Origin of the sequence: Umezawaea beigongshangensis (assembly GCF_016464305.1) — a bacterium.
Classification (GTDB): Bacteria; Actinomycetota; Actinomycetes; order Mycobacteriales; family Pseudonocardiaceae; genus Umezawaea_A; species Umezawaea_A beigongshangensis.
The window spans coordinates 49,935-63,178 of sequence record NZ_JAEIOJ010000019.1 but is presented as its reverse complement, the minus strand read 5'-3'; the positions used below and the strand labels follow the sequence as shown (position 1 = coordinate 63,178).

2 protein-coding genes are annotated in these 13,244 nt (G+C 68.1%); both read right to left on the bottom strand.

Features of this window, described 5'->3' with window-relative positions; translation table 11 throughout:
• Positions 1-141: 141 nt before the first annotated feature.
• Positions 142-2,964 carry a tachylectin-related carbohydrate-binding protein gene (locus tag IMZ35_RS28685; RefSeq protein ID WP_199444338.1) on the bottom strand — a complete coding sequence of 941 codons (2,823 nt, stop codon included), beginning with the start codon at positions 2,962-2,964 and terminating at the stop codon, positions 142-144.
• Positions 2,965-3,207: 243 nt separating this feature from the next.
• Positions 3,208-12,921, bottom strand: a complete 9,714-nt coding sequence (locus tag IMZ35_RS28680) for a polymorphic toxin-type HINT domain-containing protein (RefSeq protein WP_199444337.1) — start codon at positions 12,919-12,921, stop codon at positions 3,208-3,210.
• Positions 12,922-13,244 lie beyond the last annotated feature (323 nt).

The window sequence follows — 13,244 nt, the reverse complement described above, 5'->3', positions numbered from 1 at the left end:
GGCACCGCCCTCGACCCCGACCGCCTGCGCTTCTACCTCCACCTCGATCCGCTCACCTGGGGCTGAGCACGGCGGCGGGGGGGGGGGGGGGGGGCGGCGCCCGCCCCCCCCCCCCCCCCCCCCCACACCTCTCCCCTGGGGTCAGTCGAGCACGTAGCGTTCGAAGACCGGCGCGGTCGGGGCCGCGCTGCGCTGCGTCGCGGTCGGCTGCTGGGACGAGATGTCCTGGTAGAGGTAGTTCACCCCCTTTGAGTCGCGGAAGACGAGCACCCACGTGCCGTTGCTCATCGCGAGGACGGCCAGGTCGGTGGCGGCCTCGTCGGTTCCGGCCAGCGACCAGTCGCGGAACGCCGTCGCTCCCGGTGCCACCGTTCCCGAGCTGCGGACCTGTCCGTTGGCGTCGCGGACCACGACTTCCACGTTCCCCTGCGGGGTCAGCAGCGCCGAAGGCGTTCCACCGGCGATGATGTCCGGCAGTGCGGTCCAGGACCCGGTGAACCCGGCCGCACCCTCGACCTGGGTGTGGATCAGGTTGTCGGCGCCGCGCGCGAACACCTGCAGCGCGCCGCTGGCCAGTGCCACGACCGACGCCTCGCCGACCCAGTTCGCGCCACCCAGCCCTGTCCAGGTCCCGAGGGCGCCTCCGGTGTAGTTGGCCGTGCGGTGGACTCCGTCACGGCCGAGCGCCACGATCCGCAGCACGTCGCCGACGCGCACCACGGTGGGCGGCAGCGCGGCGAGGTTCTGCCCGCCCAGCCGCTTCCACGCCGTCAGGTCGTTGTCGGTCCCGTCCTGCGTGCGCGACCACAGCACGCCGTCACCGTCCACCGCGAAGGACACCGCCCTGCCGGCGGAATCTTTCACCGTCACGGGCGCGGCGGCGGTGAACCCACCCGCTGCGGCCAGACCCGCCCACGGCCCGTCCTTGGTCGTGGTGCGATCGGAGCGGATTTCGCTGTCCCTGCCGTGGGCGAGGACCTGAAGCCTGCCGTCGGACAGCTCCACGCTCGCCGGGCTTGCGGTGAAGGACTGATAGCCCGGCGCGACGGTCCAGGAGACCGACCGGATGTCGGACACGCTGCGCTGCTTGCCGTGCACCAGCGCCCCCGCCGCGTTGACGTAGGAGTGCGCGATGCTGCCGTCGGTGACCTGCACGATGCTCTGCCGCCCGTTGGACGTTGCGGCGACCGCCGGCCGCACCGGCGTGGTGGAGTTCGTCAGCTCGCAGGTGTTCGGGGCGGCGCTGACGTCCCAGTCCGGGCCGTTGCCCCAGCCCCAGCCCAGATACTTGCGGCCCGCCGTGGTGTGACCGTTCTGGTCGAAGCGCATCCAGTTCAGCTCACCGGTGTTGCCGTTCTCACCGACGCCCGCAGTGCGGCTGTAGAGGATGTCCGCACCGGGCGAGAACACCCCGCCGTACTTGTTCCACCCGCTGCTGACGAACTGCTCACGCTGGGTCAGGCGCTGGGAGGCGGCGTCGTAGTGGAAGCGGTAGAGCCGTCCGCCGTCGACGCTGGGATCGCGAGCGTAGATGACGCCCTTGCCCGCGGCGACGATCAGATCGAACCTGCCCATGCCCGTGTCGATGACCCGGACGTCCCACTTCTTGGTGGTGGTGTTGTACCGCTTCCAGCGCAGCTTCTCGTCGTGCTGCAGGGTGTAGAAGTCACCCTCCGCGTCGATCGTGACCCGGTTGCGGAAGAAGAGCTCCTCATAGCCGATCCAACCGGTGTCGATGGTCTGGAACTCGGCTCCGTCCACGACGTCGAACGCGGTGCCGTTCCAGCGGAACCTGCGCAACTCGCCGTTGCCCATGATGTTGTAGACGAGGCCGTCCGGCCCGGCCAGCACCCGCCCGGTCCAGCCCACGGCGATGCGCTTCTCCGGAGTCCAGTTCGCACTGCCCGTGATCGGATCGTCGTGAAAGTACTGCCGCACATCACCACCGCCTATGCGAGCGGCGATCGGCACCGTGGCGGTGCAGCGGACCGGTGAGGCGTTGGCCGGGACGAGCACGCACGTGTCAGTGGAGGCCGTGACGTCCCAGTCACGGCCGTTGCCCCAGCCCCAGCCCAGGTAGGTCCGGGTGCCGATCTCGAACCCCTTCTGGTTGTGGCGGTACCAGAACAGCTCACCCGGACCGTGGCCGCCAGGGTCCTTGGTGTGGCCGTAGAGGATGTCCGCACCGGGCGAGAACACCCCCGCGTGCAAGTTCCAGCCGACCCCCACGGAGAGGTCGCGCTGGATCCACCTCTGCCCGGACACGTCGTACTGGAACCGGTACAGGTTCCCGCCGTTGAGGCTCGGGTCACGGGCGTAAAGAACACCATCACCCGCCGCGACGACCAGATCGAAGCGGTTCCACCCCGACTCGATCTCCCGCGTGGCCGTCGTCTTGGCGACCGGATCCCAGCGCAACCACTTCAGCACACCGTCCGAGCCAACGCGGTAGACATCGCCCCGCGAGTCGGCGGAGATGCGGTTGTTGTAAGGAGCCGCGTCCCAGCCGAAGCCGATCGGGTAGACGACTTCGTAGTTCTGCCCGCCGACCTGATCCCAGCCGCTACCGTTGTACTGCAACCTGCGCAACTCACCACTAACGAGGCTATAGACGACGTTGCCCGGCCCGGCGAAGGTGACTCCACCCCATCCCGGCTCGATCAATTTCACAGCACCCCACTCCGAGGCACCCGCACCGGGATCGTTGTGCTGGTACAGCCGCAGGTCACCACCGTTGACCCGCGCGTAGATCGACGCGGACGACCGGCACTCCACCGCCTGAGTCACAGGAACGTCATCAGCGGCGACGGCGGTAGGTGCAGCAGTTACCTGCACCTGCCCCACCAAAAGAAGCGCCGCAAACGCCATAATCACTAGCCTGAATTTTCGAGCGGTAGCAGCAAATAAATCGAACAGATTCAACACCCCCACTTTAACCGCCACTTTCACTTCGACGTCGGTCACGCAACCTGCCGGCAGTAACACGGTCGCCCGGAAGCGAACTGAGCCTCATCGGGCTTCTAGTGTCATCCAGAACAACTGCGCTCAAAGTTTCCCCTACTTCCGGCACCTCCCCCGATGACACCCAAGTTGCAAGCTTTGTAATGTCTATGAATCCATAGACATTAGGCATCACCGCCACGTTGACACCCCATGACATAACTTCCACCACTCGGACATCCACTTCGTCATGCAATTTTACGTTCACTACGACCTCCCAGGGATCCAAATCCTATTCAACGTAAGACGATTGAAGTCCGAAAGCCTCTCCACTGGGATCGCAAACTCAATCCTGGCAAGGTTATTCGGCCCATTCCAGTCATACCGCCAAGCGGTATCAGAAAATTCTTGCATAAAGTCGGGATGCATATCATACCTAATGGTTCCGCCCGCGAAATCCCCCCTCTTCTGATATTCGAGCGCAACACTCTCCTCTCCGAAATAAATCCTCCTATCGCCATGCTGATGAGCCGCAGCATTAGGGCCATGCTTCAACTCATAATCACGATTCACTTCCTTTGGAGTCCTGAAAATCGGAAACGAAATGCAGTTGTGCACCAACACCGACACGGAGCCCACGAGAACATGGAAGGTGTGAACACCGTCGACTGTAATGTTGTAGACCCGCCGAGTCTGAGTGTATGACCGTGTACCCGACACCTCGGCAGGTGAACCGTCTGCCGTTCGCAAGCGGTCACCGGCCCTGAGATCCTCAGCGTCAATCCAACGTCCCTGCTCGTCGACCCAGAACGGGTGCCCATCTGTTGCGGTGAGCTCCTCCGAGCCGCTCCGAGTCGTAACGGTCAGCGAGACGAGGTTCTTCTCGCCCTCCCCCACGATGACGTCGGTGACAGCCCTGTGCTCCGTCGTGCCAGTAGTCGGATCGGTCGCCACGACCAACTCACCGACCTCGACCTCAGAAATCGCCTTACGGGAACCATCGGCCATGAGAACCAGTGCAGCGGGCACGAAGCTGTTGCAGTCGGGAAAAAGGTCCTTCAGGCCCGCTTTCACCCCACCCTCTGCCAGCGCCTTACCACCGTTCACGGCTAGGCGCTTGGCCACGACGCCGGAACCTCCGGTACCAATGGCCAGCAGCGCGTCGGGCACGAGGTGCCCCAGTGCCCGTGCCGGGTCAGTGGCCCACATGTCCCAGTCGATCATCGTCTTACCGAATGCGACCGGATTCTGCACAGCTGTGCCGAGGCCCGTGAAGATGCTCCCAGCGGTGCCCAAGAAACCCAGGGGATCCATCACCGCCCGAACCGAGGAGGTCGACCAGGCGAAGTGCAGCAGTTGACCGGTGGCTTCGACGGCGCCCTTGCCGAAGGATGCCATCTGTCCGAGCGCCGGGCTCGCCGCCACCGCGGCGTCCCACGCCATGTCCAGGGTCTGCTGCGCGTCCTGCAGGCTCATGTCGCTGACGGCGCTGAGGACCCGGGCCGGAATCGTCGGAATCGCGGACATGACGTAGTTCACCGAGTTGGCGATGGGCTGGAGGATGTACTGGTTGCTGAAGTCGCTCATGGGTGCCAGGACGTTGTCCACGACCCATCCAGCGACCTGGGGCATCGAGCCGATGACCTTGTCGATCTTCTGCTTGCCCCAGTCGACGGCCTTGCCCAGCGAGCCCTTGATGCGGTCGATCGCGTTCGCGGCGGTGTTCTTGAGCTGGTCCACAGCCTTGCCCGCCCAGGCGGTGAACTGGGAGAACTTCTGCTTGGCCCAGCCGATGGCCTGGTTGAAGGTGTTCTTGACCCAGTTTCCGAACTGGCTCGCCTTGCCCTTGATGAAGTTGACGACCTTCTTCGCCACGTTCTTGCCCAGGTTGATGACCGAGCTGACCTTCTTCGAGACGTAGCCAGCTGCGCTGGACGCCGCGCTCTTCGCCTTGTTCACGACACTGCCGATGGCGTTGCCGACCCAGTCGAAGCCCCAGTGGCCGTCGGGGTCGTTGTAGCGCAGTGGTGATCCGTTGCCGTAGCCGTAGCGGTTGAACAGGATCGAGTCGCCGCTACCGGCCTGGACGGTGTCGCGGGAGGTGAACGAGCCGGTGTCGGGGTCGTACCAGCGTGCACCCATGTCGACGTCGCCGGTGTCGGGGTCGGTCCACGCGCCCTGAAAGCCCGCGGAGCGCTGCTCTCCGCTGGTGGAGAGGACCTTGCCGAACGGGTCGAAGGACACGGAGTCCACGAGGCTGGAGCCGCCATCCTGCGGGGCAAGCCAGCCGATGAGGTCGCCGTGCATGTCGGCGACGGCGACGCGGGCGTCCTGGCCCTCCTTCAGCGAGATCAGTTCTTCGCCTGGGCCGCGGCTGTAGACGGTCGTACCGTCACCGGCCAGCGCGTGACTGGTTCCGCTGTAGGAGAAGGACTTGCCGTTGCGCACCACGACGCGTCCCAGCGCATCGTACTGGTAGGTGGTCTCCCCCTGGCCGACGAGCCGGTCGAAGGCGTCGAAGGTCAGCTCGTCGGTCAGACCGGCGCTGGTGCGGCTGGTGAGCGTGCCTCGGGCGGTGTGGGTGTAGGTGAAGTCACCGTCGGATTGAAGTCTGTTGCGCTCGTCGTAGACGGAGGTTTTGGAGCCCGCGCCGGTGCGGTTGCCCGAGGCGTCCCACGTGTAGTTCGTGGTGTTGCCGTTGACCGTCCACGACGTCAAGCGGCCAGCGTGGTCGTAGCCGTAGGTGTTGTCCGACGCGCCCGCAGTGCCGGTGGTCTTCTTGCGGGTGACGTTGTCGGTGAGGTCGTAGCCGTACTCCGTCGCCGCTACGACGGTTCCTCCGGTGCTGGTGACGACGTCTGCGGTCGGCCGCCCCAGGTCGTCGAAGGTCAGGTTGCGGCGGTGCCCGGACCCGAGCAGGACGGAGTTCATCTGGCCGGTGACGTCGTAGCCCATCACCTGGGTTCCACCGGTGATCCCGTCCACGACGGTCGCGAGCCGGCCCTTGTTGTAGGTGTAGCGGGAGGTGCCGGAGGCGTCGGTGCGTTCGGTGAGCCTGCCGCTGCCGTCGTAGGCGAAGCTCGACGAGCCGGACGGTCCCTGCGCGGACACCAGCTGGTCGCGGTCATCGTAGGAGAAGGTGTTGACGCCGCCGGGGGCGCTGACCGAGGTGAGGCGGCCGGCCAGGTCGTAGGTGCTGCTGCTCTGCGCGGTTGGCGCCTCGGCACCGGTGCCGGTCTCGGTGGTGAGCCGGTTGAGGTGGTCGTAGGTGCGGTCGCGCACCACGCCGCCGGGGGCGGTGGCCTTCACCGGGTTGGCCGAGGCGTCGTAGGCGACGGTCCACGTGCGGTCCGACAGCGCGGGGTGCGCCTGCGTGGAGGGTTCCACGACGGACTCCGGCAGGTTCAGGGAGTTGAAGCCGTAGAACGTCGAGTTGCCGCGGCCGTCGGTGTAGCGGGTGCGGTTGCCCGCCGCGTCGTAGCCGAACGACGTGGTGATCGTCTCGGTGTCCGACACCGGCTCGACCTGGCGCACCAGGTGGTTGAGCGCGTCGTGCTCGAACCTGGTGGTGCGGCCGAGCGCGTCGGTCTCGGCCACGGTGTTGCCCGCCGGGTCGTGCTCGAAGCCTCGCTTGCGCAGCAGCGAGCCGTCCGGGCCGAGGTCGAGCAGGGCCGTGACGCGGCCTGCGTCGTCGTAGCGGGTGGCGTTGATCCGGCCGAGCGCGTCCTTCGTGGTCGCGCGACGCCCCACCTGGTCATAGCCGTACTGCACGGCCACGCCTGCGGGATCGACGGCCGTGATGAGCTGGCCGGCGGTGTCGTAGCGCCGCTGGCTGATCTCACCGGTCGGCGAGGTGGTGCTGGTCAGGTTGCCGCTGTCGTCGTGGAGGAAGACCGTGGTGAGTGCCGCCGGTGCGGGGACGCGCTCCAGGGTCGTGCTGGTGAGGGGGCGGCCGAGGTCGTCGTAGGTGGCCTGGGTGCGGGCGCCCAGCGGGCTGGTCTGCGACAACAGTTCGCCCTCGCGGCTGTAGCTGTAGCGCCACACGCCGCCGGGCTGCCCGTCCGCGGCCGGGTCGTGCTTCTCGATCACCCGGTTGAACTGGTCGTGGGTGTAGCGGGTGGTGTGCCCGCGGCCGTCGGTGGTGGCGGCCACGTTGTCCGCGGCGTCGTAAGAGGTGGTGATCGTCGGGACGATCTGCGTGCCGCCGCCCGGCGGGGTGTAGCCCGGCAGCGTGGTGCGCACCGCGCGGCCGAGACGGTCGTAGTCGGTGCTGGTCACCCGCTCGTCGGCGTCGCGCACGTGCGTGGGCTGATCGAAGGCGTTGTAGCCGGTGGCCGTCGTCGGCCGCGTCGTGCTCGCCTCGCCTGCCCCGGACTCCACAGCCACCGGCGGCGCGATGGAGGTGACCTGGCGGCCCATCTCGTCGTAGGTGTAGTTCGTGGTGTGGCCTGCGGGGTCCGCGCCCTCGGTGGTGCCGCGGGCGTCGGTGAGGGAGACCAGCAGGTTGCGCTGGTCGTAACCGCGGCTCGTGGTCAGCGCGGTGTTGCCGACCAGGACGCTCTGGCTGATCTGGCGGCCGGGCGCGTCGTAGCCGTAGTCCACGACCGTGGACGACGCGCTGGCGAAGAACGGCAGGTTGGACGGCTTGCCCGAGCGCACCTCCCGCACGACGTTGCCGCCGGCGTCGTAGGTGTAGTCGGTGCGGCGGGCGATGCCGGTGGGGTCGACCACCGTGCTGGAGGGCCTGCCGTTGACGTCGAGGACCTGTTCGGTGACCAGGTCACCGCCGCCGCCGGTCTGCCTGATCAGGTTCCCCGCCGCGTCGTACTCGTTGCGGACCAGTTCGATCGTCCGGGTGCGGGGCTGGGGGACACCGGCTACCAGGTCTTGGGGATTGCGGACCTTCTCGGCGAAGATCTGGTGCAGCAGGTCGTCGCGGTAGTAGGTGTAGGAGCGGGTGCGTCCCATGGCGTCGCTGCGCAGCACCAGCCGACCCGCGTGGTCGTAGACGTTCTCCTGCAGCACGAGGTCGCCGCCGGTCGGCGCCCCCTGGTCGCCGCGCCAGTTCTTCAGCGTGATCCGGGCGACCTGGTTGCGTGCGGTGTAGGAGAACTCGGTGCGGTTGCCCGCGGCGTCGACCGTCCACGTGGTGTTGCCGAAGGAGTCGAAGCCCTGGCTGGTCTCGCGGCCGTCGGCGTCGGTGGTCCTGGTGGGCCTGCCGTGCTCGTCGTGGACGTAGGTCGTCGTGCGGGCCTCGTCACCGCCGGTGAGGTCGGAGACCTCGATCTTGGTCTGCAGGCCGTCGGCGTCGAACTCGGTGGCGGTGCGGGTGGTGTGCACGACGCCGGTGATCGTGTTGCGGCTGGGCGGGCTGGTGACGGCGACGGGACGGGAGGCGGTGTCGAAGGCGTAGGTGGTGGTCAGTCCGCCGGGGTGGTCGGCGGAGATCTGCGTCTGAGCGGTCTTGCGCCCGATCGCGTCGTAGACGAACCGGGTGATCAGCCCGGTCGGTGTGACGACCTCGGCGAGGTCGCCGTTGGAGCGGTAGGAGTAGCGGGTGATCTGGCCGCGTTCGTCGGTGGTGGTGTCGGTGAGACCGGCGGGGGCGCTGCCGCCGCCGAAGGCGGGGGTGGCGACGGTGGTGTGGGTGATGGTGCTGCGCGCACCGCCTGGCGCGGTGATGCTTTCGACGTCTCCCCTGCGGGAGTAGGTGTAGGTCGTGCGGTAGGTCTGGTCGTCGCCGCTGCTCGACCGCGCGTCGCGCGTCTCGGTGGGTTTGTCGTTGACCGGGTCGAGCTTGTCGATCGGGTTGAGGTGGTAGCGGGTGTAGCTGGTCTGGCAGGGCTCGCCCTCGACCCGGCACGTCGTCGACGAGGTCGGGTTGCCCCGGTCGTCGTGGGTGGTGCGGATCTGCGCGCCCACCTCGTTGGTGACGGAGTCCTGATAGCCCTTGTCGTCGTAGGTGAACGTGCGCACGCCCTGGCCCTTGATGGGGCCGGTCTCCCAGTTCGGCGGGCTGGTGATCGGGCCGCCGCAGAAGATCGGGCCGCCGCTGGGCGGTGTCGGTTGCGTGGTGCACGCCGGTGTGGTGGGAGTGGTGGTCTGCGAGGGGCGTGGCTGGTTGCCGTCCTCCCTGGCTGTGATGCCCAGGGGGGCGGCGTAGCGCAGGATGCGGCCGCGGCCCGCGTCGTAGTCGTAGTCGTGCGGGCTGTTGCCGGGGTCGGTGACGGTGACCGTGACGACGGGGTCGGTCTCGTTGCCGGAGGTGCTCGGGGTGCCGATCGCCCACGATCCGCCGTTGCCGTCGACGAGTTCTGCCAGCCGGTCGTGCACGGTGTCGTAGGTCATCGTCGCGGCGGTGCGGCCCGAGGGCAGGACGATCTCGCCGAGCTGGTCGGCCGCGGCGGCCGCGGCACGGTGCTCGCGCGCCGCGGGCAGGCCGACCGGGTGGTGGTAGACGGCGACCTCGGCGATGTCGCCGTCGAAGAACCAGCGCGGCGTGGTGCCCCAGCTCGGCCAGGTCCCCGCCGCGTAGGCGGCACCGATCTGGGTGAACGGCACCTCCTCGGCGGTGATCGTGCCGTCAAGGGTGCCGACCTGCACACCGTCGAGGTAGAGGGTCTGCACACTGGTGGAGCCGGAGAGCACGACGTGGTGCCAGCCGCCGTCGTTGACCGGGGCGGAGCTGGTGATCGGCTTGGACTCGCCCTGCCAGAACTGGCCGCGCAGCAGACCGTCGACGCCGATGTAGAGCACCGGGACGGCGGCGGCGCTGGAGTCCTCGCTCAGCGCCTTGCGCTGGTGGGCGAACAGCGGGCCTGCCCCCTGGTCGGAGCGGAACCACAGCTCCACCGCGGCGTTGCGGCTCTTGACCGCGGTCCCCTCGGGCAGGGTGACCACCGAGTCCGTGCCGTTGAAGCGCGCCGCGGTCACGCCGGTCCCGGACAGCGGGCCGGGCACACCGAGCTGGACGGCGGCGTGTTTGCCGTTGTCCTTTCCGACGCGGGCCGCGACCTGACTGGCCGCCACGTCACCGGTCGGCTCTCCCAGGCGCCAGTAGGAGGCGGGGTTCGCGTCGAGGACCGTGCTGCGGTAGTGCGACCCGGCGGTGTGACCGTAGCGGGTGCACTCGCCCTTCGGGTTGCACACCGAGGTCAGCAGGTCACCGTCGTAGGTGTACTTCCACGTCAGCGCGGCCCCGTCGACCGGGTCGGTGGAAACCTCGGCGACGTGGGCGCCGTTCCAGGTGAAGCGCAGCGACCGGCCGCTGGCCTCACTGCGCACGACGGCGAGCTTGCCGCCCGAGCGGGTCAGCGTCACCACGCGGTTGTGGGCGTCGGCGATGCGGCTCAACGCACCAGCGGCGGTGAAGGAGTAGACCGTCCCCGTCTTGTCCTGCAACCGCCACGTGCTGTCGGACTCGTGGTTGAGCACCGCGTAGCGGCCCCCCGGCGGGGCGAACGTGCCGTCGGGGTTGCGCCCGAACCTGGCCTGCTGGCCGTCGGGATGGGTGACGACCACGTTGCCCGAGCCGTCCTCGTCGGGCAGGACGGACATGTCGTAGCGGGTCGACCACCCCGCGCCGAAGGCGTTGCCGCGACGCGGGTCCAGGCTGTTGTAGGTCCGGCTCACGGTCAGCTCGGGACCGACGGAGGCCACCGAGGCGTCGACCGCGCTGCTGAAGTAGTTGCCCGTCTGCGGGTCAAAGTCCTTGCTGATGCCGCTGTAGGGGGCCACCGACAGGTGCGAGGTGATCTCCGGCTGCGGCACCACGGTCAGCAGCGCGCTCTGCGGGCCGGGGTCACCGTAGGCGGCGCCGTTGTAGGGGGTGACCCGCCAGTAGTAGGTCTTGTCCCAGCGCAGCTTGCCCGCGGGAACGGTCCACGTCGGGTTCTGCTGGTATCCGGAGTTGAAGCAGGCGGTGTCGTTTCCCAGCGCGTCCTTCTCGCACACCTGGAAGTCGTAGCTCATCACGGCACCGGGCGGCGGGGCGATCATCACCGCGTTGGCCCACAGCGACGGCGTGAGCAGCGGTGAGGGGTAGCCGTTGGGCGGGTACTGGTCGACCAGCCTGGGCGGCTGCTCGTAGACCACCAGGACCAGGCGCAGGACCGGGAGCATGTCGTCGGACAACCACTTGCGTCCCTTGTGGACGATGCTGAAGTCGACGAGGTACTTGCCCGGTTCGAGCCGCTGGATCGTCGGTGAGAGCACGGCGCTCTGACCACGGGGGACGTCACCGGGCAGCTGGGCGGCGTTCTCGACCTCCTGCACGCGCGTGCCGGACTCGGTGAAGACCCGGTAGCCCAGCACGAAGTCCTGCGGTGTCCACGCCTGCGACCCCCTGTTGGTGACCGACAGCGTGACCTTGCCGTCGCTGGCCCTGGTGATCGGCGGGTCGGGGGTGGGGTTGAGGAACTCGTAGGACACGTCGTAGGGCGAGTGCGTCACGTACAGCGAGGGAGCGGCCTCTCCCGTGGCGTGTCCGGCGAACTTCTTCCACGCGTACACGTCGTCGACCGGTGCGCGCACCGTCAGGCCGTGGTTGGCCTGCTCGCCCTTGACCCACCGCTGGACCAGGTCGCGGCCGCCGGTGCCGAGGTTGATGACCTCCCACGCGGCGGGACAGCCCTCGCGGCCGTGCGCGAAGGACGCCTGTGTCAGGGCTTCGCCGTGGGCGGGTCCGGGGTAACCGCCCGAGGTGCCCCACACGGCGGTGACGGCGTGAACCGTCACCGGGCGCGGCGCGCACGAGTAGGAGTGGATGTTGGCCAGTGCCAGGTGCGCGGCGAAGATCTTGTAGTTGCGCAGCCTGTTCTCGATACCGTCGAACTTGAGGTAGGTGGCTGCCGTCGTGCCGTCCACACGGCCGGTCTTGAGCTCGATGCCGGAGGTGTCGCGGAAGCCGTCCTGGGTCACCATGCTGGAGTTGGTGGTCTGCGGCTCGATCGTGGGATCGACCAGGACGGGGTACTGGCGGGCCGGGTCGTCGAGCCAGGCAGCGTCGACGTCCACTCGCAGCGCGGGCCCGCCCTCGTGCTGGACGAGGGAGTAGGTGACCGCTTCAGAACGGGCGGGTTCACCGGAGAGCGGGTCGACCTTCGAGTCGACCATGAAGCCGCGGGGGAACTGCGCCCGCTCCACCCCTGCGGAGTCGCGCAGGGCCACCCGGCCGTCGACGATCTCGGCCGTGAGACCGGTCAACTCCAGCGGGAACGTCCACGACCTCGGAGCCGACCTCGACCGCAGGACCAGGGTCTCCTTCATCGCACCCGGCCGCACGTCGATCCGCAGGTCGGCGTCGGTGAACACACCGGGGTAGGTGAGGCTGCTGGCCTCGGGACTGCCCGTGACGGCGTTCGCGCCCGCGAGGCCGAACGACAGCCGGTGCTCGGCGTCGAGAGCGACCTCGACCAGGTCCTGCGGCCCAGCGGTGCGGGCGAAGCGCAGGTCAAGCGCGTCCGCCGCGTTGCGCCAGCCGTCCTCCGGGGTGTCACCGGCCGGGACGACCGTGGTGTCGATCGGCTCCATTCGCCCGTCGGGCGTGCGGTGGTTCACCGGCTCCGAGGTGAACTCGGTGGTGCGGGAGCCGTCGGCGTTGGCGTAGGTGCGCTCGTGCTCGCCGCGCTCTGCGGCGAGCTCCTGGCTGGTGGCGGCGTCGTAGCCGTGCACCTGCGGCTCGCTGGTGGAGGTGCTCACCTCGTTGGCGGCCGGCTTCACCTCGCCGCCGAAGGACACCGGCGGGTACTTCGACTGCTCGGAGGCCGCAGCGCGGTTCTCCCCCGCTTCGGCGATGGGGCGTTCGGCGAGCGCTTCGCGCGCCGCCTCGGTCGCGGAGCCCCAGCGCTGTGCGGGCGCCTCACCCATCGCCTCGACCAGGTCGTCCAGTCCGTCGAACAGCGGAGGCATCAACTGCGACGCGGGCGGGCCGGCCATCGCCAGCAGCAGCGCCAGCACCAGCAGCACGATCTTCGACCGCACAGCGCGCAGGCGTCTGGCCGGTACACGGAAACGGGCAGCACGAAACGAGCTCCGAGCCACAGCGAACTTCCCCCCGATTACGTGCACCGGACTCTGCACGTGGAGCCGGCGGTCCCCTCGACCGCAGGGACAAAGATCCTGTACTTCGCGAGAAAAAACAACTCCCAATAACCCAAGACCGCCCTCGATACCAAAAAACAGGAACACGAGGCAAGGTTCTCTCGGGCCAACATGACTGTGATCACGATCACCAGTCAAGATGTAACGTCTTTCTCATTTTCCGGAGCAGTTACCGGACGGTGACACAGCCGTCTCAATACGCT